Here is a 24,815-nt window from a genome sequence, read left to right on the forward strand (position 1 = left end):
ATATGAGGAGAGGAGCCAGCGAAATGGCCGAATATTACGGCAACTATATTAGCGGACGCTATGTCGCCCCGAGGCGGGCTGCATGGTTCGAATCGGTGAATCCGGCCGACCGGGAGGAGCGTCTGGGCTTGTTTGTCGACTCCGGCGTTCAGGAAGTGGCGGAGGCGGTAAGTTCCATCGCCGGAGTCGCAGCGCGGTGGGCGAGCACTCCCGGCACGGAGCGCGCCGCCATGCTGCAGAAGGCGCTAATCGCGTTGGGCGAGCGAAAGGAAGAGCTCGCCCGCGTCATGACAAGGGAGCAGGGGAAGCCGCTCCAGGAATCGATGAACGAAATCGGCAAATCGATCGGCGAAGCCCAGTTCATGCTTGGAGAGGGGTATCGGCTGAACGGCTATACGGCGATGAGCGAGAAGCCGGGCACTTGGGCGCAAACCGTAAGGGTGCCCGTCGGTCCCGTAGCGGCGATCACCCCCTGGAATTTCCCCGTGCTGACGCCGATGCGCAAGCTGATGCCCGCGCTGGTTACCGGCAATACGGCGGTGCTCAAGCCGTCGGAGTACACGCCGCTAACCGGGCTAAAGCTTGTGGAGATCCTGAATTCCGCAGGGCTGCCTGGCGGTGTGCTGAATGCGGTTACAGGCGGCCGTTCAACAGGAGAAGCGCTGGTGAAGCATCATGCGATTCAAGCGATCACGTTCACCGGATCAACAGCGGCCGGCCGGTCCATCTATAAGCTTGCGGCGGAGCGGCTCGTCCGGGTGCAGGCGGAGATGGGCGGCAAAAATCCGGCAGTCGTCTGGGACCCGCCGAGCATGGATGAGGCGGTCAAGCACATCGTCAGCGCCGCTTTCCTGTGCTCGGGGCAGCGCTGCACGGCCATCAGCCGTGTCATCGTTCGCCGGGCGGAGGCGGCGGAGCTCGAGCGTGCGCTTGTCGCTGCGCTAGCCGAGCTGCGTCCCGGCAACGGCTTGGCGGCCGGCGTGACGCTCGGCCCGTTAACCAGCGAGGCGCAGCTGACGAAAGTGAGCGGCTTCGTGCAGCGAGCGGTTCGGGAAGGCGCCCGTCTGGCGCTCGGCGGCGCACCGCTGCTGGAAGGCGAATATGCCAAAGGCTTCTTCTTCCCGGCGACGCTGCTGGCCGATGTTACGGAGGAGATGGAAATCGCCAGAGAGGAAGTGTTCGGGCCGGTGCTGACGCTGCAGCCTGTCGACACGTTCGAGGAAGCGCTGGCTGTGGCGAATCATGTCGAATACGGGCTGACTGCGGCCATTTTTACGAAAGACTTGTCCATCGCGGGTCGCTTTGTCGATGGCATCCAAACGGGTATGGTGCATGTCAATCACGGTACCGCTCCGGAAAGCCATATGCCGTTCGGCGGGGTCAAAGCTTCGGGTGTCGGTCCCGGCTCGGTGGGCCCGACAACCAAAGACTTTTTTACCGACATCAAGACGGTGTACCTCAAGCATACATAAACGATTCATTATACCAAGGAGGAGTGCGCAATGACGCAAAAGATCGGATTTGTCGGACTCGGCGCTATGGGCAGACCGATGTCCAAAAATATTATCGGCAAAGGAAACTACGAGCTGATCGTGTATGACGTGGTCGACCGGGCGGTCGAGGAACTTGTGGCGCACGGCGCCAAAGCGGCGGCTTCCGCAGCGGAGGTGGCGGAGAACAGCGATGTCATCATAACGATGCTGCCCAATTCGCCCGACGTGGAAGCGGCGGTGCTGGGGCCGGGCGGAGTGCTTGAAGGCATGCGGCCGGGCTCGACCCTGATCGATATGAGCACGATTGATCCGGCGACGACAAGAAAGGTTGCGGCGGCGGTGCAGGCAAAAGGGTGCAGCATGCTGGACGCTCCGGTAGGCCGTTCCACCGCCAACGCGGAGGACGGCACGCTGCTCATCATGGCGGGCGGGGAGGAGGATGTGTTCGAGGCATGCAAGCCGATCTTGTCGTGCATGGGCAGCGATTTGGTGCATTGCGGCCCGATCGGCTCGGGGGAGATCGTCAAGATCGTCAACAATATGCTCACCGGCATCATCGTCACGGCCAACGCGGAGGCGTTGACGCTCGGCGTGAAAGCGGGCGTGAAGCTGGAGACACTGCTCCAGGTGCTGCGCAGCACGGCGGCCAATAACGGACATTTGCATGCCACCTATCCCGTCAAGGCGCTCAAGGGAGACTTCTCCCCCGGGTTTGCCGTCCGCCTCGCCTACAAAGACATGAACCTTGCATTAAGCCTCGGGGGGCAGCTCAGCGTCCCGCTTTCCGTAGCCGCCTCGAGCACGCAGCTGTTTAATATGGCGAGAGGGCTCGGACACGACAATCATGACTATACGTCCGTCATCTCCGTCGTAGAGGAATGCGCCGGAGTCAAGGTGCGAATCGATTAGTCGACAAGAGAAAGGGAGATGGAATTCCATGAACAGGATCAGAGGCATTGCGCATCGCGGCGATCCGGCCCGTTACCCGGAAAATACGTTATCGTCGTTTCAGTCGGCGCTGGATGCAGCGTTCACGCACATGGAGCTGGACGTGCATTTGAGCAAGGACGGCGTGCCGGTCGTCATGCATGACCATACCTTGCAGCGAATGAGCGACGGCAAAGGGCCGATCAGAAACTTTACGCTTGAGCAGCTGAAGCGTCTCAAAGTAGGTGAAACGGAGTCCATCCCCACATTGGAGGAGGCGTTCCGGCTCGTGCGGGGGCGCATTACCGTACTGGTGGAGCTGAAACAGACAGGCAACCTGTACGAAGGGTTGGAAGAGAAAGTGCTGGAGGTCGTTACCGGGCTGGATATGGTCGATCAAGTCGTGATCACTTCATTCGACCATTATGCTCTGGCGAAGATGCGTCGACTGAACGGCCAAGTGCCGATCGGTTTGTTAATGAGCGGCTCCTCTCCCGCTGTGTTCCCCTTCATGAAGGAGATCGGCTCCGGGTATATGTCCATTCCGCATGCTTATTTGACGGAACCCTGTGTGGATGATTGCCGGGAGAACGGTGTCCAGCTCATTACAAGACCGGTCGATTCGGAAGACACGATGAACAAGATGCTGCAATTTCCTTCCGTGCTGGCTTCGACGAATCAGTTGGAGCGTTGGCAGCAGTTTTATCTCGAGCATAAAGACCGGCTGCAATAATACCAAGGACATCCGGTTTCATTGCTTTATTTCCCCGTAAATGAAGGCTTTATTTCCCGGGCAACCGCAAAAAGCGATAATTTTCGGTTTCCCGCGTCAGTTCGTCCCGAAAGGCGCTCGAAATGAAGAAGCTTGTCGTCGAATCGAACGGGTCATGCAAGAAGAAGAGCCGCATCGCTCACAAGATGCGGCTCTTTGTCGATTGGATCGTCGTTCCTTCGTAAAACCCGCCCTGCAGCAAAATATGCTCGTAAGGCAGATGCGGATTCGCGATACGCCAAAGCATGCGCTCGGCGGCACGGATGCCAGACTCCCTGATCATCAGCAGCGGCCGGGACAATTCCGGCACGAAGGCGTTCTCGGCATGGGCCACGCTGATCAGCGACACGTCCTCGGGGATTCGCAAGCCGAGCCGGCTGCAGGCGTTATAGATCCATACGAGATCATAATGAACGCCGCTCAAGATGGCTGTCGGCCGGTACTGCTGCAGCCGGCTTACGAGCTGGTCTCCCCAACTGAGCGGGCTATTCAAACCGCTCGTCATATGATCCTGCGGATCGACCGGAAGTCCGGCCGTCTTCATAGCCGCCACGAAAGACTGCCAGCGCAGGACGAATCCCCGATGCGTGCCGATATTTCCGATATACATGATGCGCGTATGCCCCTTCGACAGCAGCTTGCGCACCGATTGGTGAATCGCCGTCCCGACATCCCAGACGACGCTGTCCACCTTGGCTTCCGGCCCCGGAAAATTGATCAATACGCGCGGGATGGCATATTGCAGCAGATGGGCCTCCTGCTTCAGGCCGATCATCGGGGTAATGAACACGCCGTCGCAATATTCCAGCTGCTGCATGTCCGACCAGGCGCGAAGCGTGCCGCTTGACTCGAGCTGATAAGGAATCGTAACCGTTTCAAGCGAATGGCCGTATTCCGACAACTTCTCCTGCAGCCCGTCGAGAATGAACAAAATCATGTCCGACGGTTCGTGCTGGTCGGGAATGACCAGCTTGAACCGCAGCGGCTTGCGGGGATGAAGCGGAATGCGTTCGACCGCATGCGCGCGCTCCTGATCCTTGGTCCGGTATCCGATCTCCCGGGCGACCTTATGCACGTGATTGCGGGTCTCCTCCGACATGCCGGGGAGCCCGCGCAGCGCTTTGGAGACGGTGTGGACCGACAGTCCCGATTCGCGGGACAAATCCTGCAGCGTAATCGACTTTTTCTTCCGCATAATGCGCTCCTTTACTCTGTTGTCGATAGCTTGATTTTAATGAAAATGAAAGTTTTCTTCAACTAGTTGTGAAGGTTGAATTTGAATAAAATCGAGTTGAAACAAACGTTTGCTTTCAGTGCTTCACATTAAACGACAAGGAGAGCAGCCATGCACAGCATCGATTTCGGAAAGATCAAGTACGACGCCGGTCCCGCTGCGCCGTCCAGCCCGCAGCGGGTTGAAGCGGATTTATGCATTTACGGGGCGACCTCTGCCGGGATTGCCGCAGCTATCCAAGCGAAGCGGATGGGGCTTCGCGTTGTCATTGCCGAGTTTGGCCGCCATCTGGGCGGACTGACGACCGGCGGGCTGGGTGCGACGGATATCGGCAATAAGGCGGCGATCGGAGGCATCGCGCGCGAATTTTACCGTGCAGTCGGCAGCCATTACGGAAGTACGGAGCCGGATGGGACGATGTGGACGTTCGAGCCAAGCACGGCAAAACGAATTTACGAGGAATGGCTGCAGTCGGCGGAGGTGGCCGTCTACTTCGGGCAGCAGTTGGACCGGGTGGAACAGAAGGAGGGGAAGCTGTCGGAGCTGGTTATGACGAGCGGCAGCCGGTTCAGCGCGCCGATGTTTATTGACGCGACCTATGAGGGCGATTTGCTGGCCCGCGCCGGCGTCGCATATCATGTCGGCCGGGAAGCGAATTCGCTGTACCGGGAAACGCTGAACGGCGTTCATTACGGACATCCGAACCATAATTTCAAAGCGTGGGTCGACCCTTACGTCATTCCGGGCAAACCCGACAGCGGGCTGCTACCGGGCGTGACGGAGGCGCCCCTGCTGCGGCAGGGAGACGGCGATTCGAGCGTTCAAGCGTACAACTTCCGCATCTGCCTGACGAACGTGCCGGAGAACCGGATTCCGATCGCGCAGCCGCCGGGCTACGATCCGCAAACGTATACGCTGCTGGCGCGGTACATAGAGGCCGGCGTCTGGGATGCGCTGCGTCTGCTCAAGATGATGCCGAATGGGAAGACCGACCTGAACAACTTCGGAGCCGTATCCACCGATCATATCGGCGGCAGCGATCATTGGCCGGAGGGCGATGCGAAGACGAGGGAACGTCTGTTCCAGGAGCATCTCCGGTACAATATGGGCATGCTGTACTTTCTGACTCACGATTCGCGGGTGCCGGAGCCGATTCGGCGGGAGGCCGCCCAGTGGGGACTGCCTGCCGACGAATATACGGACAGCGGGCATTGGACTCCGCAGCTGTATATTCGGGAGGCCAGGCGCATGGTATCGGAGGTCGTCATGACCGAGCATCATTGCCGAGGCTATGCGGTTGTCGACGATCCGGTCGGGCTGGCGGCGTATACGATGGATTCTCATAACTGCCGCAGGCTCGTGATCGACGGCAGATGCATCAATGAAGGGAATGTCGAGGTAGCGCCGAGCGCGCCTTATCCGATTTCGTATCGCGCCATCGTGCCGAAGCAAGAGCAATGCGCCAATCTGCTCGTACCCGTCTGCCTGTCAGCGTCCCACATCGCCTTCGGCTCGATTCGAATGGAGCCGGTGTTCATGATATTGGGCCAGTCGGCGGCGACGGCGGCCGCACTCGCTCTGGAAGCGGGATGTGCCGTACAAGAAGTGGAGTACGGCAAGCTGCGTACGAAGCTGCTGGAAGACAAACAGGTCATCGCATGGAACAAATCGTAAATTAGGGGATCGTGATATGAACGGAATGACCAAATGGATTTATACAGGTTGTCTGTTGGCATTAAGCGCTTCCGTAGTGACCGCCTGCACGCAGAGCGATACCGGCAAGCCGGGAGGCGATGCGGATGCCCCTCCGGCGGCCGCTTTAACCGAACCGATCACGCTGCGCTACTACACGAACGACAATACGAAGTGGCTGGAGCTGGAGCAGCAGCTGATCGCCAAAAAATTCCCGAACGTCACCCTGAACGTAACGCTGTCCAAGGATAGCTCGCTGGATCAACTGGTTGCCTCCGGGGATATTCCGGACTTCCTTTCGTTCAGTCTCGGCTCGTTTTGGGATTTGAACAACGCCGGTCTGATCTCCGACATGGCGCCGCTGATGAAAAAATACCGGTTCGATGAGAGCCGGTTCATCCCCGGCGTGCTGGAAAGCGTGCGTTCGTACTCCAGCAAAGGGGAAATGCTGTTTTTGCCGTTCGAGCTGAACAGCAACGTATTATTTTACAATAAATCGATATTTGACAAATTTGGGGTCGACTACCCCCGCGACGGAATGACGTGGGAGCAGCTATACGAGCTTGCGCGCAAAGTATCCCGCAGCGACAACGGGACGGAATACCGCGGATTTTTATTTCAGCATCAGAATTTGGTCTGGAAAAACCAGCTGGGGCTCCCGTTCGTCGATCCGAAGACGAATAAGGCGGCCGTCAATACGCCGGAATGGAAGCGATGGCTGGAGGTGATGGGCGGATTTTATTTCATACCGAATAACGATTACAAAAATTTGACGTTCTACAAGGATCAGACCGTGGCGATGTGGACCGGTCCGAATATCGTGTCTTCCGTGATCGAGGCCGCGAACGCCGGCCTGAACTGGGATGTGACCGCCTTGCCGCAGTTCTCCGGCAGTCCGGCCGGAGGCACGCAGATGATTGCGCCGTTCTATGCGATTCCTCCGGGAAGCAAGCATAAGGACGAGGCGTTCCAGCTCATTTCGTATTTGCTGTCGGATGAAGCGCAGGTTGCCAGAGCCAGGCAGGGCAAGGTTCCGATAATGAACAGCCCGGCTGCGGTGCAAAGTTTTGCCGCCGATCTTCCCGGCGTGTCGGGCAAAAATATGGGCGCATTCCTGAAAGATACGATCGGCAAGCCCGCCCCCGTGACCCAATACGACGGTATCGCCAAAGACGTATTTTACAAGACGGCGCTCGGCAAAGACTTTTATACCCGGGCGAAAGACGTGAACACCATTCTCCGCGAGGTGGAGGAAGAAATTAACCGGAAGATTACCGAGGCGAGAAACGCAAAGTAACGGTGGAGTTGGGGAGGGATTACGCTTAACACGATTTTGTAATCGCTTACAAACAGATTTGCAGCAAAATAACTGCTTATAAGCAAAGTATACCATACGAATCCAGAAATGTTCAGTCTGTTATTGCCGGGGGCGTGCATGTATAATCAGGTTGCTTGATCGTCTGCGTCAGTGAACATAGACGAAGCGGCATCCGATGATCCCGATCGTAGGGAGGGATGCGCCAAACAACAGAAACGGAGGAAGAAGCTTATGCAGCAATCCGTTACCCCCGGCCAAATCGTAATACTGAACGGCACGCCCCGGTCCGGCAAGTCGAGCATCGCCGCCGTCATCCAGAACTCGTTCGAGGGCGTATGGATGAATATGGGTGTCGACCGGTTTATGCAGATGACGCCCGAACGTTACCAGCCCGGAATCGGGCTCCGTCCCGGAGGAGAGCGTCCCGATCTCGAGCCGCTCATCGCGACCTTATATCGCGCTATGTACGAGTCGATTGCGGCGCACAGCCGGCTGGGGCTGAATGTCGTGGTTGATGTCGGGCATCATGACGCATATTCGGTCTCGAGAAATATACTTCCGAACAGCGCATTGCAATTACAAGGTCTACCCGTATGGTTTGTCGGCGTTCGCTGTCCGCTCGAGGTCGTCTTGGAGCGGCGGCTGGCGACGTGGGGGACAGGCGCGGCGCCGGACGGATCGGTGCCGAAGCCGGTGCGCTTGTGGCAGCAGGTCGTACATGAACCGGGCATTTATGATCTGGAGGTCGACACCTCGGCGATGAGCCCGGAGGCGTGCGCGGCTGTTATCCGGGCTCGGATGGATAATGGTTCGCCGGCGACCGCGTTCCAGATTCTCGAAGCGATGGCAAGGAGATAGAAGCGCGCCATATGATGCTGTTGAGGCGCCGGAGCCGCTCTTCCGTAAGGATGTTGAAGGCTTGAGCAGACATGCTCGTCATGATCATGAGGATGGAACAGACCGAGGCACGGATGCCGCCATTCGCGGGCCGATCGCCGTGGAACAGCCAATGAAACCGAAGTCAATGGGGGAGACGCTTCCGCCTGCGGCTCCGGTTTTTTTGCGTACGTGCGGCGAACCGACCGGCTGGGTCCTGCAGGTCATGTCTGCGGATCGCATGGTTCACGGGGAGATGGATGAATTTTCAAGTTTGCGGGAACAGTACATTATTAGTAAGCTTTGGATTCTATGGAAGGGGATTGACGAATGGAAATCAAAAAAACGGAACGGTACGCGAACATCATTCCGGTGGCCGAGCTGCATACGAAGGAGAAGCGGCTGAATCCGTTTCCCGTATATAACCTGCTTCGCCGCTTGTCGCCGGTGCGCTACGACGAAAGCCGCAGCACATGGGATGTGTTCCGATATGAGGACGTTCACCGCATCTTGAAAGACCCCGCTGCTTTTTCATCCGTTCGCATGCTGTCCGACAAAGACAGGGAAACGATTCTGACGATGGACCCGCCCCGGCACAGCCAGATGAGGGCGCTTGTCAACAAAGCGTTCACGCCGAAGATCATTTCCGGAATGGATTCGCATATCCGCTCGATTACGATGGATTTGCTGGACGCGGTTGCGGACAAGGGGGCGATGGATCTGGTGCATGACCTTGCCGTTCCGCTGCCCGTAATCGTCATTGCCGAGCTGCTTGGGGTCCCGCCGAAGGACCGCGATCTGTTCAAGGAATGGTCCGATATTCTCGTAAAGGGGCCGGAGGAAAATACGGATGAAGCGTTCTATCAAGTTATGGCGGAAAAAGGGCAAGCCATCGAGCAATTAAACGATTACTTCGCGCGAATCGTCGATGAGCGTCGTGTACAGCCGCGGGACGATCTGATTTCGCTGCTCCTCTCTGCGGAGATCGAAGGGGAGAAGCTGACGGATAAGGAAATCCTCGGCTTCTCCACCTTGCTGCTGGCGGCCGGCAACGAAACGACGACTAACCTGATCACGAATGCCGTGCGCTTGTTGACGGAAAAGCCGGAGCTGCAGCAGCGATTAAGGAATGACCCCGAGCTGACCGCATCGTTCATCGAAGAAGTGCTGCGCTTTTATCCGCCGATTCAAGCGATCGGCCGCGTTGCCACGGCAGACGTTGAGATTGGCGGGAAGCAGGTGAAGAAAGGCGATCAAGTCATCTCTTGGGTTGCTTCCGCCAATCGCGACGAGACGAAATTCGACGATCCCGAGACGTTTCTCATCGACCGCAAGCCGAACGCACACTTGTCCTTTGGCTTCGGCATTCATTTTTGCCTCGGAGCGCCGCTCGCCCGGCTGGAAAGCCAAATCGCTTTGCGCGCGATGATCGAACGGATGGGGGATATTCGATTGGCGCCGAATGCGGCGCTTGAACCGATTCAAAGCCCGTTCGTGTTTGGCGTCAAACAATATCCGGTTGAATTCCGGCCGCTGCAGCGATAGCAGATGCCGGAAAAATTCGTTCCTACGCGAACTTTCCCACGGCTGAAGCAGGCAGAAGTGCTACAATAGATAGCAGCTTCTGTGTGCTTATGAAAGGGGGAGCCGGCCATGGAGATCACTCGCCATACGATACTGCGCGAGATCGCTGCCGAGCTGGAGCCGGCGGAGTTCATTCTTGCTTTATGGCTTGAAGGCTCAGACGGTACTTGCAGCGTGGACGCATATTCCGATATCGATCTGGTTTGTTATACCAAAGAAGGCTGTACCGGCAAGGCGATCGAGCGGCTGGACGCGTGCATGCGCCGAATAGGAACGCTGGACATCGAATACGAGCAGACCGGTCGTCCGGATCATAACCGGTATAAGGTGTATCATGTGAGGGAAACGCCGGAACATCTGCTCGTGGATGCAACGATCCAGAGTGAGCCATTTCCCGTCTCATTCGTTCGCGAGGACCGCACCGTCGTGCCGGTCGTATTGTTCGATAAAGCGTCGATCGTCCAGTATCGTCACTCCGATCCGGCGTCTCATGCTTCCGCGCTGCGTACGCAGCTGACGGAAGCGCTCGGCGTGTACAGCCAGCGGAGCCGGGCGGTCAAGTACACGCATCGCGGATTGTTTCTGGAAGCTTTCATTTATTATCAAAAGTACGTCCTGAGTCCGCTTGTCGATGTGCTGCGGATCGTACATACGCCGTTTCAGGCCGACTGCTTTCTCGTGCATGCGTCGCGCGATTTTCCTGCCGAGGTGACGAAGGCGCTGGAATATTTGTACGGCGTGCGTACGACAAAGGATATTGCAGAGCGAATCGGCAAGGCCGACGAGCTGTTTGGCCGAAGCGTCGCGGAGGCTGAGCGCATGCTGGCTTCCATGGAAGGGAGCCGAGATACGTAAAACGTATGCGGGCGATGTGTTAACCGTCATAACGCAAACGGTCATAAACCATAAGAAAGTGTGCGAAACCACAGCTCGTGGGCCCGCACACTTTCTTTACATTCAAGTATGAACAGGAAGCGTCGCCGGCGCGACATCCCGCAGGTTATGGCTAAGCTTCGGTATGTTCCAGCTCCCTGTGCACAAGAGGAGCAACTTTCGTGCCGAGCAGCTCGATGGCGCGCATGACATCGCGGTGCGGCATCGTGCCGACATTGATATGCAGGAAGAAGCGGTTGACGCCCAGGTTTTTGCGCAGCAGTACGATTTTCTCGGCGACGTATTCCGGATCGCCGACATAGAGCGCGCCCCGTAGGCTTCGGGCGGCGTCAAACGTGGCGCGGGTGTAGCTGCCCCAGCCCCGCTCCCGCCCGATCACGTTCATCTGGGCTTGTGTCGGCGGGAAGAACAAGTCCGCCGCCTGCTCGGTCGTTTCCCCGACAAACCCGTGCGAGTGCGTGGCGATCGACAGCTTCTCCGGGTCGTGGCCCGCTTTTGCGGCCGCTTCCTTATACAGGTGGACAAGCGGCCGGAAGCTTTCCGGCATGCCGCCGATGATGGCGAAGGCGATCGGCAGCCCGAGCATGCCGGCGCGAATCGCGGACTCCGGGTTGCCGCCGCTGGCGATCCAGACCGGCAGCGGCTGTTGAACGGACCGCGGGTAGACGCCGAGATTGCGGATCGCAGGGCGATGGCCGCCGCGCCACGTTACTTTTTCCGAATCGCGGATAGCCAGCAGCAGCTCCAGCTTCTCCTCGAACAATGCGTCATAGTCGTCCAGACTGTATCCGAAGAGCGGAAACGATTCGATGAACGAGCCGCGGCCCGCCATAATTTCGGCCCGTCCGTTCGAGATGCCGTCCAAGGTGGAGAACTGTTGATACACGCGTACCGGATCGTCGGAGGACAGCACGGTCACCGCGCTCGTCAGCCGAATCCGCTTGGTCATCGCCGCCGCAGCCGCGAGGACGACGGCGGGCGCAGTCCCCGCATAATCGGCACGATGATGCTCACCGATCCCATATACATCCAGGCCGACCTGATCGGCCAGCACGATCTCCTCGACGGCATCGCGCAGCCGCTCGGCATGGCTGACCGCTTCTCCGGTCACCGGGTTCGGCGTTGCCTCCAAAAACGTACTAATTCCTATTTCCATGCGGTTTTTCTGATCCGACATTAGATTCTCCCCCTTCATATCTACAGTGTACTCATTTTTTTATCGTTTCTCAACTAAAGTAAGTAAATGACGTGGCGGAAGCGAAGCGGAAGGACGCCGCCGTGGCTTGCGGTAACATTCGTGCTGTTCGAAAAAAATGCAGAGTTAAGAAATTTGCTGAATGATCAGCGCAATTTCTTTTTCCATGGGCGAATCGTCCACGGTATGCAAATACTCCGCAGCGAACAGCTGGTATTTTTTCAACATGTAAAAATCGATCAGTGACTTTTTCAAAGTAAGATCGAACTGAATCGTGAACGAAGGCTCCAGGATGCGCCGCAGCACGACATCGTCCTGCACCATAAACATCGTGGCGTTGATCGGGTTGAACACGCCCGCGGCCGTGCCGGCTTCGAAAAATTTGACCAAGCTTCGAATGCGCTCCAACTGCGCCAGCATCAGACTGTCGTGCAGATGCGGATAAATTTCTTTAAGATCTTGAAGCAAAAAATCAGGCGTATAAATGACGGCCTTCAGCGAATGCTCGTACGTTTTTTGAAAACGCTCGCTATACGAAAGATTGGGATTCGCAATCAAGCCGTCGGCGCGTTCGAAATAGTCCACGCAATGCTCGACGAACATCGTTATGATCTCGTCCTTGGACGAGAAGTATTTATACAGCGTCGCTTTGCTTATATCCATATGTCTGGCCATGTCATCCATGTTGAGCTGGCTGAAGCGGTTTTTCCGCAGCACCGGTTTAATTTTATCGAAATATTTGCCCTTGCTCTTTGATTTATCCATATCGTGGTAGTTCCTCCTGCGACTGTCCGGTATTTCACTAGTATAGCACACCCAATTCATTATGAAACGAATTGAACGGTTTATAACTAACTAAACTAATTATATACAAAATAGTTTACTTTGTTCAAATTTTACTATATAGTTTGGTTCATCTTATAAATTGATCAGCCATCGAAAGAGATACGTAATAGATGCGGACGTATTTGCGTTTAACCAAATCACATCGATCAGGGGAGAGGGAAGGTTTATGCGCGCTTTTGTGACGGGAAGTACCGGATTGCTAGGAAATAATCTTGTGCGGTTGTTAATACGGGAAGGATATGAGGTCAAGGCGCTTGCGCGAAACCGGATTAAAGCGGAAGCGATGCTCGGGGGTACCGGCGCGGAGATCGTCGTCGGCGACATGGGTGATGTCGACGCGTTCGCTCCGGCGTTGAAAGGCTGCGACGTATTGTTTCATACGGCAGCTTATTTTCGCGAAGCGTTCGAGCGAAAAAGCGAACATTGGCCGATGCTGCAGCGGATCAACATCGACAATACGTTGAGGCTGTTCGAGCTGGCGCAGCGGCACGAGGTGGGTACGGTGATTCACACGAGCAGCAACGCCACCATCCGCAAGCGTACGGACGGCAAGGCGAGCGAAGAGAGCGACGTGCTGTTGCCCAGCAAAGCGCCGACGCCTTATGCCCGCAGTAAAATACTCGGGGATAAAGCGATAGCCGAGTACGTATCCCAAACGCAATTGCCCGTCATGACCGTACTGCCGGCCTGGATGTTCGGCCCCGGCGACGCCGCGCCGACAAGCAGCGGGAGGTTTGTGCTCGATTATTTGAACAGGCGGCTGCAGGGCGTATTCGATACCGGCTTCGACGTCGTCGATGCGAGGGATGTCGCTGCAGCCATGCTGGCTGCCGTAAGCAAAGGGAAGCCGGGCGAACGCTACATTCTCGCTGCGCATCATACGAGTTTGGCTGAGCTGTGCCAAGTGTTGGGGCGCGTAACCGGCGTGGAGGAGCCGAAGCGAAGCGTTTCGAGGCCGATGATCTATACGGTGGCTTGGTTCTCGCAGACGATGGCGGCTTTATTCGGGAAGGAGACGAATCTGACCGTCGATTCGGTCCGCGTACTCACGATGATGCACCGCACGAGCTCGGCCAAAGCAGCCTTGGAGCTCGGCGTGCAATTCCGTCCGCTTGAGGCGACGCTGCGCGATACCGCCGATTGGTTGCGCTTAGACCCGAAGGGGTCCTAACGCACCGCACCCGGCGCATGCCGAAAACCTCCGCCACGCTTAGACAAGCGAATGCGGAGGTTGCTTTACGTTCTAGGCAGCAGTGCAGGGGATGGACGCCGCGCTTTCCTGTATTCTAGGCCAGCAGCGCTTTGTACATTTTGATCGCCTGGAAATGCATGCCCTCGTGATACAAGGAGAAGTTCACAAATTCGCCGACCGTCGCAAGCGTCAGCCCGCTGGAGGTCGTGTAAGGCGAAGGGGATGCTTCCCCGAGCCTGCCTTTCAGCTGTCGTTCAATACGCTGCGGCTGATCGCGCAGCCATTCCGTCACCTCCGCCAAGGACGGTGCCGTCTCGGTCCACGACGCCGGGGCGCTTCCTGGACCGAACAGCGATTTGTACGCTTCGGGGAGCTCGGCGTCGAACCCGTGGATGAGAAAAGCAAACCGTTCCTGCACGAGGCCAATATGACCGGCCTGCCATAATATATGGTTGCGGAACTTGTTTGGTAGGGTGGTAGCCGTCAGCTCTGTCACCCCGTCGAGCGCCTTCAGCGTTTGCTTGCGCACGAATGCGATCTGATTGAATACGATGTCTTCCATGTAATCCACTCCTTATCAATAGAATAAAGTCAAAAGTTAGGGTAAGTATAACATAGTTTCGCCGGTTCATCATCGGTCCGGGCCATGCGATCGCGGTCATGCGAATAGAAAAAATATCCAATACCGTATTCATTCGAGCGCCGGAAATGCTACAATAAGCATAACGGTGCGCGAAGGAGATCCGCTTCACGGGACGTTCAAGCACACATCCAAATTCCGCTTCGCCATCGATCACCTGAGAATGCAGCTCATATTTCATGTTTTGCAGAATATAGTAGCTAACGACATTGTCCATTCCAGGAGGCGGGAAACATGACGTTACAAATCGGGTTTATCGGCACAGGCGGCATTGCCAAAAATCATTTGGGCAACTTGGCGAAAATGGAAGGCGTTACCGTGAGCGCATTTTGCGACATCGCGTTGGAACGGGCGGAGCAAGCGGCTCGGCAATGGTCCGATGCGAAAGCGTTTACGAGCATTTCGGACATGCTGGACGACAGGAAGCTGGATGGCGTGTACATCTGCATACCGCCTATGGCGCATGGTGAAGCGGAACAAAGTCTGATCGAGCGGGAGATTCCGTTTCTGGTGGAGAAGCCGCTCGGCATCGATCGCGCGCTGCCGGCGCGCATCGCGGAGCAAATCAAGGCCAAACGGCTGACGACATCTGTCGGATTCCACTGGCGCTACCACGACTCGACGCGAAAAGCGCTGCAGCTGCTGTCGGACAGCGAAGCGGGCATGGCGCTGGGCTACTGGATGGGCGGGATGCCTATGGTTCCGTGGTGGAGAGTGCAGCAGGGCTCCGGCGGCCAGTTTGTTGAGCAAACGACGCATATTACCGACCTGCTTCGTTACTTGTGCGGCGATGTGACGGAAGTGTATGCCGCTTACGGGCAGCGCGTCATGCACCGGAAGGTGGAAGGGACCGACGTCGCCGATGTCGGTACGGTTACGATGAAGCTGCGCAGCGGCATGGTCGCGACCGTCTCCAATACGTGTCTGCTTCCGGTGGGGCATCACGTCGGGCTCGATCTGTACACCGATCAAGGCATCCTGGAAATTCGCGGCGGCAATCTGAAAGAAATTCGCAAAGACCGGGTCACCGAATACAAGAGCTCGACCAACGCTTATTTTGCGGAGGATGCGGCCTTCCTGAAGGCGATTCGTACGGGAGACCCCTCCGGCATCTTATCTACATATGAAGACGCGATCAAGACGCATGAAGTGACGATCGCCGCCAACGAGTCGGCCGCAAGCGGCCTGCCGGTGAAGCTGTGACGAACGGAAAGGGGCAATGGAACTCATGAAATATTCGTTATGCATCGGCGCCTATAAAGGCAAAGACGCCGTGTATCATTTGGAGAAAATCAAGGAGCACGGCCTGCACGGCTTGGAGTATTACGGATGGTGGAATTTTGAGGATTTGAAGCAGATCGCCAGGGAGCAGGAACGGATCGGCGTGGGCATCATCGCCACCTGCACCAAATTTTTCAACCTGGTCGACGCGTCCGTGCGGGATCAGTATATTGGGGCGCTGCGGGAGACGATTGAGGCTTGCCGTATCCTTGGCGTGAAATCGATCATTACGCAAACGGGCAACGAGATGGAAGGCGTTCCGCGCGAGCTTCAGCATGAGGCGATGGTCGAGACGCTCAAGCAATGCGCTCCGCTGTGCGAGCAGGCGGACGTCGTGCTGGAGATCGAGCCGCTGAACGGGCTTGTCAATCATAAAGGCCATTACTTGCAGCGTTCGGATGAAGCGGCCGACATTATCGACGAAGTGGGAAGCCGTCATGTGAAGCTCGTATTTGACGTGTATCATCAGCAAATTACCGAGGGCAATGTCATTCGCAACGCCACCGGCTATATCGAACGGATCAACCATTACCATATCGCCGATAATCCGGGCAGAAAGCAGCCGGGAACCGGGGAACTGAACTACGTTCATATTTTGAAAGCGATCCAGGATACCGGCTTCGACGGCTTTGTCGGCCTCGAATGCGGCTATACGATCGATACGGACGAAGCGATCGAGCAGTTCAAGAACGACATTCTCGCCAAAATCGGTTGATCGGAGCGAACCGCACGGGTATTACTGTGGGAAATCATCACTGCGGGAAGCTTCTTTAATTGCTGCTTACAATTTGTGGTACAAAAAGCTTGCCTTCGACGGGCAAGCTTTTTGTATATGATCCCGGTTAATCGTTGTTATCCGGGCAGCATTTATTCCGGTCGCTTGCCGCAGCGTTTCGCCTCTCGCAGGTGCAATGGAGTGGGAAGGAGCGGAATGGCGCGACACAAAAAACTTGGTTACAGTACAGCCGCTCATCCGCTATAATGACCTGTGTAAGCAACGGGTTTACATCGCGGGGGGACAGATGATGAAAGTTGAAATGGGACGAATGATGCAGCAGTTCAGGGCTGCGGTGCCCGTCGAAAAGAGATTGTCTAAAGAAGCGGTCACATCGATTATGCTTCACGGTTTCTTTCAATTCGGTGCTTCCATGTCCAGCGTATTTTTGACGTTGTACTTATGGCGCCTGACGCACAGCTTATGGGTAAGCGGAATGTTCAACATCGTCGTATTTCTCTTGACGCCCGTCGGCTTTGCGCTCGCGGGCTGGTTTGCGAAACGCAAAGATCGGATGATCGCGTACCGGATCGGGATCATCGGCTTTGTGCTGTTTTACCTGCTCGTTATTTTATCCGGAGAAGCGGTCGCGAAGTATTACGTGCTGTTCGCCATCCTGAACGCGCTGGCGTCCTCATTTTATTGGACGGCCTACTTGACGCTGATGTACGAAGTGTCCACCGAACAAAATCGGATAAGGTATGTGTCATTGAATATGATCGTCTTTACGCTGGCGGGCTTGGCCGGTCCTGCGCTGGCCGGATTTATCATTAGCCGGATGGACGGCTTGAAGGGCTATATGCTCGTCTTCGCCTTTGCCTTTGTCATGTTCTTGATGACAACGATCGGGAGCCTGCGCATCAAGACGATTGAGTCGCATCACCGCGCTTATTATTTGCGCATGATGTTTTTGCCGTTTCGCAAAAACCGGAACTGGCGGCGCTCGCTCATCGCTTATTATATTTACGCTACGCTGCAGGGGCTGATGATATTTTTGCCGAACCTGCTGCTTTACCAAGCGACGCCGCGCGAAGATCTGGTCGGGTATTTGGGGGTATTGTTTTCCGGATTGGCGGTGCTCACCGGATACGGCTTCGGCAAGTGGGGGAGGCTGCAGTTCTCCAAACGTTACCTGGCCGTTGCGGCGATCGGATATACGGCTGGCGCATCGCTGCTGCTATGGAAGCAGGATATTGTCTCGATTGTCGTTTACATGGTGCTGTACTCCAGCTTCAACGTGATTCAGGGCAATATCCTGACGAATCATTACTACCGGATGATCAGCGAGCTGCCGCTGAAAGGAGCACTGCGCATCGAGTCGATCGTCATGCGGGAACTGTTCGTTAACCTTGGGCGCATCACAGCTATAGGGCTATTGCTCGCGAGCGCCAGCAATTTATCCGGGCATTCGCTCGGATTCGTCCTGCTTGCTGCCGCGCTATGCCAGTTCGTCGTTATTCTTATGGTCGACGAGCACAGGCCGGAACCGGAATATTAATAACGCATCCTGCAGCGCTGGAATGCCGCATTGCAGTATTCCGCTGCAAGACTTTCACGTACAGCAGGTTCAGTCTATTAACAAGCAAGGTCCCCTTTATCCGATACATCTTCCACTGGATCAAGTCTGAGCCGCTCACTCATGGAGCGGCTTTTTGGTTTATGGCTCACGGCGACGGCTTGTGAGGACTTGCATGGACATCTGTCCGGCGGCAATATACGGATGAATAAGCCGGACGGAGACTGAGCGTATTAAGGCGGCGGCTCCGAGCCGGGGAATCGCTCGTTGTCCTTGGCCGTATCCTTATGGTTGTCGCGAAACCATCCCGGGGACTCTCCGGTCCACCGGCGGAACAGGTTATGGAAATGCGTTTCGCTTGTGTAGCCGACCCTCTCCGCGATGGAGGCGATGGTGTCGTCCGTATTCAGCAAGTAATACTTGGCTACCTCGAGGCGGTACGAAATAATATACTGGAGCGGGCTGCAACCCGTCTCGGCCTTAAATAACCGCGACAGGTGAAACGGGCTCATGAATGCGATCCTGGATAAATCGGCAAGTGTAAGGTTTTTGCTGTAATACTCATGGATATATTGTTTGACTGGGGTAATGTCCCGCTTCTTGGACTTTTCCTCGGCCAGATGCTCGGAAGGCGAGAGAAGCGAGAGCACTTCGATGACGTAGGCGGCGGCCAAGCAGTTGGCTACCCAAGCCGAATGCGTCGTCTTCGCATGCTTGTGCGCATGCATGTCCCAAAACTTGCGTTCCATGTCATCGTAGCGTTCGGCCAGATGGAGCACGTAGTGATCCGGATTGGCCGTCACCGAGTTGCCGGGTAAACCGGGCAGTTGAAACCCGTTGACGCCCAAATACATAATCTTGCAGCTGCGGTCCGGCAGAGCGTGTTCTTCATGCCATATGCCGGCGTTGTATAGGATCAGCGATCCGGGCTCCGCTTCGTAGGAGCGGTTATCGATGACGATGTTGACGCTGCCCTCGGCGATCAGCATCAGTTCCAGATGCTCCGGGTGATGGTGAATGGCTTTATGGAAAGCTTGTTCCGGCGGCTTATTCATGACTCCGATATACCGCAGCAGCGGAATGGTTTCCTCTAGGAACGGACTGTTATACATGTGGCACTCCTTGAAGTAAGCAAGATCGCATAGGTTATATAGCAATAATGCGAATAGCGGATTACGGCAGCTGTTGTACAATAACTATGTTGTTAACTTTAAGATTAGTTTACCGGGGAAAACCCGTCAAGTAAACGAGTCGAGAACAGACCGCGCGCGCTCACGTGCGCTTGCGCAGGTGAACGGCGGTAATGGAACATGACGGAACACAAGGTATTTAACTCATACGATTGCGGGGGCGTATCGATGTACTATTGTCTGGAATGTCTAGAGCTGCATGAGAAGCGGAAAGATTCGAACGAAATGGTGTATCCTTTCGGCCTTATTACGGTCGACAATATCAAATATCCGCTTGGCGCCTGCAATCAAGCCATCGTGAAACTTGGCGGCAGCACTCGAACTTGAACCGCAATGCGTCCACATTGCTTCGCAATGCAAGCGGCGAGGGACGCCTGTGCTGTAATTAACGGCACCGGGAAGCTGCCGCTTATTGCCCTATTTTTCTGTAACGACGAGTTCACCGTAAAACCTCCCCTAGTTCCTCATGATCCATCGATGATCATCCCCAGCAAGCCTACCCCAAAGCTTATTCATGAGCAATAGTACGGATATTCGCCCGACAATCCTCCTGTACCGCACAAGCGTGTGCCGATTCAGGCTTGCGTTACTCCTCATTAGGAAGGAAACATAGACAACCACAGGAAAGAAGCGTAGACAACCTTGCGGTCGCAAGGGCTTGCCGTTTTCCATTTAACGCCGTTACGCCGTCAGTGCAGTTCGACCTACTGCCTTACAGCTCCTTAACCCGCGCCTGCCGGCCCATTGACGCATCACCGGTTGGAAGGGTTTACAAAAGCTGGATTTGTTGCTAATGTGGCTTCATAAGCAATCAATACAAAGATGAAAGGCTTGGACCTGAACATGAGAGAGCTATGGACGCTTAAGGAGTTCTTGTGGCGGTTCCGCTACCGGTATGCGATCGGCATCGCTTCCATCCTGATTACCGATGTATGCCAATTATGCATCCCCTGGGTGCTGGGGCGGTTTACCGACGACGTGAAGGACGGCAGCATCGCCTCGTCTCAGCTGTGGACGTACATCGGTTACCTGCTGCTGGCGAGCGCGGGCATCTTCGTCTTTCGGTATATGTGGCGGGTTATGATCTTCGGGGCGGCCCGCACGCTCGAGTACGAAATGCGCAATCGGCTGTTCGCTCATTACCAGAAGCTGCCTGTTTCTTGGTATAACCGGCACAAAACCGGCGATCTGATGGCGCTGGCGACCAACGACTTGCAAGCGCTTCGATTTTCGTTCGGCGGAGGCGTCGTCACGGCGTTCGACTCGCTGATCCTGCTCAGCACCGCGATCGTTATGATGACGATTACGGTCGATTGGCGGCTGACCCTTGTCGGACTGCTGCCGCTTCCGGTGATGCTGGTCGTCGCTTTGCGGTTCGGTTCGCAAATCCACGAGCGGTTCCGCGACGCGCAGCAGGCGTTCGCCGGGTTGACGGATCGCGTGCAGGAGAATATTTCCGGCATGCGGGTGGTGAAAGCTTTTGCCCAGGAGGAGAGCGAGGTTCGCAAGTTTGCTTCGATGAACAACCATAACTTCGAGCGAAATATGAGCGTAGCCCGCATTCAGGCGCTGTTCAATCCGCTGGTGCAATGGATAACGGGCGTCAGTCTGCTGCTTGTGCTCGGCTACGGCGGCATCCTGGTTGTACAGGAGCGCATTACGCTCGGCGAATTCGTTACGTTCAACGCCTACATGGGGCTGCTGACCGGTCCGATTATGGCGATCGGGTGGATGATCAATATCTTTCAACGGGGCGCCGCTTCGATGAGCCGGATCAATGAAATATTGAATACACGAGGAGACATTGCCGACGATGCCGACCGCCTGAAGCCAATCAGCCGGTTGACGGGCTCGATCCGGATTGCCGATTTGTCCTTCCGCTATCCCGGGGCGGATGCCGATGCGCTGCGCAAGATCAACCTCGACATCGAGCAAGGGCAGACGGTCGCGATCATCGGGCGAACCGGAAGCGGCAAGTCGACCTTGGTGAACCTGCTTGTCCGGCTGTACGACTGCAAGGAGGGCAGCATTCGCATCGACGGGCATGCTTTGAGGGAGATTCCGCTGGCCGTGCTGCGCCGCGACATCGGGTTCGTGCCGCAGGAAAATTTCCTGTTCTCGGAAACGATTCGCGATAACATCGCATTCGGTACGGACAGCGTTCCTTTCGAGAAGGTCAGGAATGCCGCCGATGAGGCGCAGGTGCTGGACAACATCGTCGAATTTCCGAATCAGTTCGAGACGATGCTCGGTGAACGGGGCGTCACGCTGTCCGGTGGGCAGAAGCAGCGTATATCCATTGCCCGGGCGATGATCAAGGACCCGGCGATCCTCATATTAGACGACAGCTTGTCGGCCGTCGATACGAAGACGGAGGAAGCGATTCTTACCCGATTGAAGCGCAATCGCCGCGGCAAGACGACGATCATGATCGCCCATCGAGTGTCCACGGTGCAGCATGCCGATCAGATTCTGGTCATGGAAGACGGCGCGATTGTCGAGCGCGGCACGCATGAGCAGCTGCTTGCGCTGGGCGGACCGTACCGGAATTTGTACGAAAAGCAGCTGCTCGAAGAGCAGGTCGCCGGCGAATCGTGAGGAGGGAGAGAAGCCATGAGTATCCATGAGGAAACGCAGCTGACGAAGGCTTACGATCTCGGACTGATCGGCCGATTGCTCCGCTATGCAAAACCGCATTACAAAAAGATCATGCTATCGATCTGCCTCGTTGTACTGATTACGATCGCCGATCTGTGCGGTCCTTACTTGATCAAGATCGCGATTGACGATCATATCAACGGCATCTCGCTGCCGATGGTCGATGTGAGCGGGACGAATGCCGCAGCCGTGGCGCCGGCCGTATCCTATGGCTCGTGGCTGCTAGTCAGAGAGCGCGAGCTGGAGGGGAAGTTCCCGCTCGACCAGCTGCAGGGCAAGCAGCGCTTCCGGATCGTCAAGAACGGCATGTCGACAGAGCTCGCGGAGCTGTCCGCAAGCGGCGGGACAACGGTCGTAGCGCAGCTCGCGCAAGCGGACGTGGACCGGTTCCGCAGTCAGGACATCGGAGCGCTGTACCGGTTGTCGGGCTTTTACTTGCTGCTTGTCTCCGCTACGTTTCTATTGAACTACACGCAAACGTATACGTTGAATCTGATCGCGCAAAAGATTATATATACGCTTCGGGCGAATCTGTTCGCCCATCTGCAGCGGCTGTCATTCCGTTTCTTCGACCGCAATCCGGTAGGCCGTCTCGTTACCCGCGTCACGAACGACACGCAGACGCTTAACGATATGTACAGCAACGTCATGATTAACCTGATCAAGGACGTATTCATGCTCATCGGCATTATGATCGTGATGCTGAGCCTGAACGTGCGACTGGCGCTTGTGTCCTTCCTGACGCTGCCGCTCATCATCGCGGCAACCCTCGTATATCGCAAGTATGCGCGCGAAGCGATGCGGGAGGTTCGGATCAAGCTGGCGCAAATCAACGCGACCTTAAATGAAAACATTACGGGCATGCGCGTGGTGCAAATGTTTCACCGGGAAGCGCAGCAAAACCGGAAGGTGGAGGCGATCAATCGCAGCCACTTTGACGCCAACACGAAGGAGCTTCATGTATCCTCGCTGTATCGCCCGGTCATGGATTTCGTCTATGCGATCGGTCTGGCGCTGCTGATCTGGTTTGGCGGCGGGCAAATGGTGCAGGGCGCGGTCGAGTTCGGCGTGCTGTATGCTTTCGTCGACTATATCAACCGCTTCTTCAAGCCGATTCAAGACCTGGCGGAAAAATTCACGATCTTGCAGCAGTCGATGGTATCGTCTGAACGGATCTTCGAGCTGTTAGACGAGAAAGACGATTTGCCCGAACCGGCCCGCCCCATCCATCTGGAGAAGGTTGAAGGAAGCGTTGTTTTCGACAACGTGTCGTTCGCTTATAATCCAGGCGAGTGGGTGCTGAAGCAAATCGACTTGACGATCAAGCCGGGCGAGACGGTCGCCTTTGTCGGGGCGACAGGCGCAGGCAAAAGCTCGATCATAAGCTTGCTGTGCCGGTTTTACGATGTGCAGGAAGGTTCGATTCGCCTCGACGGCACAGACATTCGCGACTTACCGAAGCAGGAGCTGCGCCGTCACATTGGGCTGGTGCAGCAGGATGTGTTTCTGTTCTCGGAGGACATCAAGACGAATATCCGGCTCGGCAACGACGCGCTGAGCAACGAAGACATCCGGAGGCTGTGCGAATACGTCAATGCAGATGTGTTCATCGAGAAGCTGCCGCGTGGCTATGACGAGCCGGTCATGGAGCGGGGAGCGAATTTATCGGCCGGACAGCGGCAGTTGATCGCGATCGCGCGGACGCTCGCGTTTAACCCGTCGATTCTAATTCTAGACGAAGCTACGGCGAACATCGATACGGAAACCGAGCTGCTCATTCAGGATGCATTCCGCAAAATATCGTCCGGCCGTACAACCATTATTGTAGCGCACCGGCTGTCGACCATACAGCATGCCGATAAGATCGTCGTGCTGCACAAAGGAACTATCCGTGAAACCGGGACGCATCAGGAACTGCTGCAGAAGAACGGGCTGTACTGGAAGCTTTACGAGCTCCAGTACCAAGAAGCTTTCTCAGCGGAGGCGGACAAAGCGGCAACAAACTAGCGCTTGATGGTTTTGATTGAGGCGTCAGCGGGTAACGTAATAAAAGCGGGCGAGACGGCGCGCTTCCGTACAGTCAGTCGCAGGGGAGCCTGCTTACGGCTGGAGGGAGCGCGCCTCAGCTATTTAGGTAAGCGCTGGGAATGGTTGACGACGGATGCGTCAATCCTTTATTGTATTTATTACTTACCCTAAGTAATGAATTGTTTGGAGAGGAGGCGCAGCATGGAACAGAACGGATCGCTCTTTTTTCATATGAACCACATGTACCGAAGTTATATCGAGCAGTTGAACCAGTTGTTGAGCAAGTACCATCTATATAGTTCCCAGTGGGCGATATTATATTTGCTCCATTATCGCGGCGCCCACACGTTGAATGAGATGGCGAGGCTGCGCAGCGTGGAGGGGCCGACCATTACGCGCTTGACGAATAAGCTGAAAGACTTGGGCTATGTGAATACCGTTCATGGCGAAGACCGCCGCACGAAGAAAATAACGGTCACCGAGCGCGGCGTCGACGTGATTCAAAAAATCGAGTCCGAGATCGAGGCGTTTCAATCGAAAATAACGCAGGGCATTCCGGCCGAAGGAATGGAACGGATGCATGCCTACATTACGACGATCCACGAAAATTTGAAAAAACAAAAAAGCAGTCATGAGTGGGAGCCCTAGCGGATCGTTTGTTACGGGCTCGTTCCATTTGATCTGGATAGTATAAGTTAGAACAA

21 protein-coding genes are annotated in these 24,815 nt (G+C 55.9%); 16 read left to right on the plus strand and 5 right to left on the minus strand.

Annotation, left to right across the window (positions count from 1 at the left end):
• Positions 1-23: 23 nt before the first annotated feature.
• Genes KXG62_RS01285 through KXG62_RS01295 form a run of 3 tightly spaced genes read left to right on the plus strand, consistent with a single transcriptional unit; the run spans position 24 to position 3,153 of the window.
• Entirely contained in the window at positions 24-1,472 is a 1,449-nt protein-coding gene (locus tag KXG62_RS01285) for an aldehyde dehydrogenase family protein (RefSeq protein ID WP_218090084.1), read from the plus strand.
• A gap of 30 nt (positions 1,473-1,502) precedes the next feature.
• Positions 1,503-2,402: an NAD(P)-dependent oxidoreductase gene (locus KXG62_RS01290; protein WP_218090085.1), complete on the plus strand. Its 900-nt coding sequence runs from the start codon at positions 1,503-1,505 to the stop codon at positions 2,400-2,402.
• Between the two features lie 28 nt (positions 2,403-2,430).
• Entirely contained in the window at positions 2,431-3,153 is a 723-nt protein-coding gene (locus KXG62_RS01295; protein WP_218090086.1) for a glycerophosphodiester phosphodiesterase, read from the plus strand.
• Between the two features lie 178 nt (positions 3,154-3,331).
• Here KXG62_RS01295 and KXG62_RS01300 read toward each other — a convergent pair whose 3' ends face one another.
• A complete protein-coding gene (locus KXG62_RS01300) occupies positions 3,332-4,387 on the minus strand; it encodes a LacI family DNA-binding transcriptional regulator (RefSeq protein ID WP_218090087.1) in 1,056 nt (351 codons plus the stop codon).
• Positions 4,388-4,537: 150 nt separating this feature from the next.
• Between KXG62_RS01300 and KXG62_RS01305 the strand changes: the two genes are divergently transcribed.
• The 5 genes from KXG62_RS01305 (at position 4,538) to KXG62_RS01325 (ending at position 10,751) form a co-directional block, all read left to right on the plus strand.
• Positions 4,538-6,100 carry an FAD-dependent oxidoreductase gene (locus KXG62_RS01305; protein WP_218090088.1) on the plus strand — a complete coding sequence of 521 codons (1,563 nt, stop codon included), beginning with the start codon at positions 4,538-4,540 and terminating at the stop codon, positions 6,098-6,100.
• 16 nt (positions 6,101-6,116) lie between these two features.
• On the plus strand, positions 6,117-7,415 hold the full coding sequence (locus KXG62_RS01310; protein WP_218090089.1) for an ABC transporter substrate-binding protein: 1,299 nt from the start codon (positions 6,117-6,119) through the stop codon (positions 7,413-7,415).
• A gap of 252 nt (positions 7,416-7,667) precedes the next feature.
• Positions 7,668-8,294, plus strand: a complete 627-nt coding sequence (locus KXG62_RS01315; protein ID WP_218090090.1) for a chloramphenicol phosphotransferase CPT family protein — start codon at positions 7,668-7,670, stop codon at positions 8,292-8,294.
• 348 nt (positions 8,295-8,642) lie between these two features.
• Positions 8,643-9,857, plus strand: a complete 1,215-nt coding sequence (locus KXG62_RS01320) for a cytochrome P450 (RefSeq protein WP_218090091.1) — start codon at positions 8,643-8,645, stop codon at positions 9,855-9,857.
• A gap of 108 nt (positions 9,858-9,965) precedes the next feature.
• Positions 9,966-10,751 carry a hypothetical protein gene (locus KXG62_RS01325; protein WP_218090092.1) on the plus strand — a complete coding sequence of 262 codons (786 nt, stop codon included), beginning with the start codon at positions 9,966-9,968 and terminating at the stop codon, positions 10,749-10,751.
• Positions 10,752-10,902: 151 nt separating this feature from the next.
• Here KXG62_RS01325 and KXG62_RS01330 read toward each other — a convergent pair whose 3' ends face one another.
• A complete protein-coding gene (locus KXG62_RS01330) occupies positions 10,903-11,946 on the minus strand; it encodes an LLM class flavin-dependent oxidoreductase (protein WP_425517321.1) in 1,044 nt (347 codons plus the stop codon).
• A 165-nt stretch (positions 11,947-12,111) separates the two neighbouring features.
• Positions 12,112-12,750 carry a TetR/AcrR family transcriptional regulator gene (locus KXG62_RS01335; RefSeq protein WP_218090094.1) on the minus strand — a complete coding sequence of 213 codons (639 nt, stop codon included), beginning with the start codon at positions 12,748-12,750 and terminating at the stop codon, positions 12,112-12,114.
• 247 nt (positions 12,751-12,997) lie between these two features.
• Here KXG62_RS01335 and KXG62_RS01340 point away from each other — a divergent pair, with 247 nt between their 5' ends.
• Complete coding sequence (locus tag KXG62_RS01340) at positions 12,998-14,002, plus strand: SDR family oxidoreductase (RefSeq protein ID WP_281426586.1); 1,005 nt, start codon at positions 12,998-13,000, stop codon at positions 14,000-14,002.
• Positions 14,003-14,117: 115 nt separating this feature from the next.
• Here the strand turns inward: KXG62_RS01340 and KXG62_RS01345 are convergent, their stop codons facing one another.
• Positions 14,118-14,585 (minus strand): DinB family protein, encoded by a 468-nt coding sequence (locus tag KXG62_RS01345; protein ID WP_218090096.1) that lies wholly within the window; start codon positions 14,583-14,585, stop codon positions 14,118-14,120.
• Positions 14,586-14,897: 312 nt separating this feature from the next.
• On the opposite strand from KXG62_RS01345, the gene KXG62_RS01350 reads away from it, so the two are divergent.
• The 3 genes from KXG62_RS01350 (at position 14,898) to KXG62_RS01360 (ending at position 18,217) form a co-directional block, all read left to right on the plus strand.
• The gene (locus KXG62_RS01350; RefSeq protein WP_218090097.1) at positions 14,898-15,866 is read left to right on the plus strand and encodes a Gfo/Idh/MocA family protein; all 969 of its coding nucleotides are present in this window, start codon (positions 14,898-14,900) and stop codon (positions 15,864-15,866) included.
• 25 nt (positions 15,867-15,891) lie between these two features.
• The gene (locus KXG62_RS01355) at positions 15,892-16,659 is read left to right on the plus strand and encodes a TIM barrel protein (protein WP_218090098.1); all 768 of its coding nucleotides are present in this window, start codon (positions 15,892-15,894) and stop codon (positions 16,657-16,659) included.
• Positions 16,660-16,966: 307 nt separating this feature from the next.
• Positions 16,967-18,217: an MFS transporter gene (locus tag KXG62_RS01360; RefSeq protein ID WP_218090099.1), complete on the plus strand. Its 1,251-nt coding sequence runs from the start codon at positions 16,967-16,969 to the stop codon at positions 18,215-18,217.
• Positions 18,218-18,468: 251 nt separating this feature from the next.
• Here the strand turns inward: KXG62_RS01360 and KXG62_RS01365 are convergent, their stop codons facing one another.
• Entirely contained in the window at positions 18,469-19,347 is an 879-nt protein-coding gene (locus KXG62_RS01365; RefSeq protein WP_218090100.1) for an AraC family transcriptional regulator, read from the minus strand.
• A 198-nt stretch (positions 19,348-19,545) separates the two neighbouring features.
• Between KXG62_RS01365 and KXG62_RS01370 the strand changes: the two genes are divergently transcribed.
• The 4 genes from KXG62_RS01370 (at position 19,546) to KXG62_RS01385 (ending at position 24,759) form a co-directional block, all read left to right on the plus strand.
• Entirely contained in the window at positions 19,546-19,752 is a 207-nt protein-coding gene (locus KXG62_RS01370; RefSeq protein WP_218090101.1) for a DUF3973 domain-containing protein, read from the plus strand.
• 516 nt (positions 19,753-20,268) lie between these two features.
• Positions 20,269-22,023, plus strand: a complete 1,755-nt coding sequence (locus KXG62_RS01375; RefSeq protein ID WP_218090102.1) for an ABC transporter ATP-binding protein — start codon at positions 20,269-20,271, stop codon at positions 22,021-22,023.
• Positions 22,024-22,038: 15 nt separating this feature from the next.
• Positions 22,039-24,090, plus strand: a complete 2,052-nt coding sequence (locus tag KXG62_RS01380; protein ID WP_218090103.1) for an ABC transporter ATP-binding protein — start codon at positions 22,039-22,041, stop codon at positions 24,088-24,090.
• Positions 24,091-24,312: 222 nt separating this feature from the next.
• Positions 24,313-24,759: a MarR family winged helix-turn-helix transcriptional regulator gene (locus KXG62_RS01385; protein ID WP_218090104.1), complete on the plus strand. Its 447-nt coding sequence runs from the start codon at positions 24,313-24,315 to the stop codon at positions 24,757-24,759.
• Positions 24,760-24,815: the final 56 nt, after the last annotated feature.

The sequence above is a fragment of the Paenibacillus solanacearum genome, assembly GCF_910593845.1.
GTDB lineage: Bacteria > Bacillota > Bacilli > Paenibacillales > NBRC-103111 > Paenibacillus_G > Paenibacillus_G solanacearum.

Bases quoted from the DNA above. Each gene is read 5' to 3' on its own strand.
- KXG62_RS01380 (WP_218090103.1), top strand. From the start codon at position 22,039: ATGAGTATCCATGAGGAAACGCAGCTGACGAAGGCTTACGATCTCGGA.
- KXG62_RS01330 (WP_425517321.1), bottom strand. From the start codon at position 11,946: ATGGAAATAGGAATTAGTACGTTTTTGGAGGCAACGCCGAACCCGGTG.
- KXG62_RS01325 (WP_218090092.1), top strand. From the start codon at position 9,966: ATGGAGATCACTCGCCATACGATACTGCGCGAGATCGCTGCCGAGCTG.
- KXG62_RS01305 (WP_218090088.1), top strand. From the start codon at position 4,538: ATGCACAGCATCGATTTCGGAAAGATCAAGTACGACGCCGGTCCCGCT.
- KXG62_RS01335 (WP_218090094.1), bottom strand. From the start codon at position 12,750: ATGGATAAATCAAAGAGCAAGGGCAAATATTTCGATAAAATTAAACCG.
- KXG62_RS01300 (WP_218090087.1), bottom strand. From the start codon at position 4,387: ATGCGGAAGAAAAAGTCGATTACGCTGCAGGATTTGTCCCGCGAATCG.
- KXG62_RS01355 (WP_218090098.1), top strand. From the start codon at position 15,892: ATGAAATATTCGTTATGCATCGGCGCCTATAAAGGCAAAGACGCCGTG.
- KXG62_RS01350 (WP_218090097.1), top strand. From the start codon at position 14,898: ATGACGTTACAAATCGGGTTTATCGGCACAGGCGGCATTGCCAAAAAT.
- KXG62_RS01290 (WP_218090085.1), top strand. From the start codon at position 1,503: ATGACGCAAAAGATCGGATTTGTCGGACTCGGCGCTATGGGCAGACCG.
- KXG62_RS01310 (WP_218090089.1), top strand. From the start codon at position 6,117: ATGAACGGAATGACCAAATGGATTTATACAGGTTGTCTGTTGGCATTA.
- KXG62_RS01375 (WP_218090102.1), top strand. From the start codon at position 20,269: ATGAGAGAGCTATGGACGCTTAAGGAGTTCTTGTGGCGGTTCCGCTAC.
- KXG62_RS01320 (WP_218090091.1), top strand. From the start codon at position 8,643: ATGGAAATCAAAAAAACGGAACGGTACGCGAACATCATTCCGGTGGCC.
- KXG62_RS01385 (WP_218090104.1), top strand. From the start codon at position 24,313: ATGGAACAGAACGGATCGCTCTTTTTTCATATGAACCACATGTACCGA.
- KXG62_RS01365 (WP_218090100.1), bottom strand. From the start codon at position 19,347: ATGTATAACAGTCCGTTCCTAGAGGAAACCATTCCGCTGCTGCGGTAT.
- KXG62_RS01285 (WP_218090084.1), top strand. From the start codon at position 24: ATGGCCGAATATTACGGCAACTATATTAGCGGACGCTATGTCGCCCCG.
- KXG62_RS01360 (WP_218090099.1), top strand. From the start codon at position 16,967: ATGATGAAAGTTGAAATGGGACGAATGATGCAGCAGTTCAGGGCTGCG.
- KXG62_RS01295 (WP_218090086.1), top strand. From the start codon at position 2,431: ATGAACAGGATCAGAGGCATTGCGCATCGCGGCGATCCGGCCCGTTAC.
- KXG62_RS01345 (WP_218090096.1), bottom strand. From the start codon at position 14,585: ATGGAAGACATCGTATTCAATCAGATCGCATTCGTGCGCAAGCAAACG.
- KXG62_RS01340 (WP_281426586.1), top strand. From the start codon at position 12,998: ATGCGCGCTTTTGTGACGGGAAGTACCGGATTGCTAGGAAATAATCTT.
- KXG62_RS01370 (WP_218090101.1), top strand. From the start codon at position 19,546: ATGACGGAACACAAGGTATTTAACTCATACGATTGCGGGGGCGTATCG.
- KXG62_RS01315 (WP_218090090.1), top strand. From the start codon at position 7,668: ATGCAGCAATCCGTTACCCCCGGCCAAATCGTAATACTGAACGGCACG.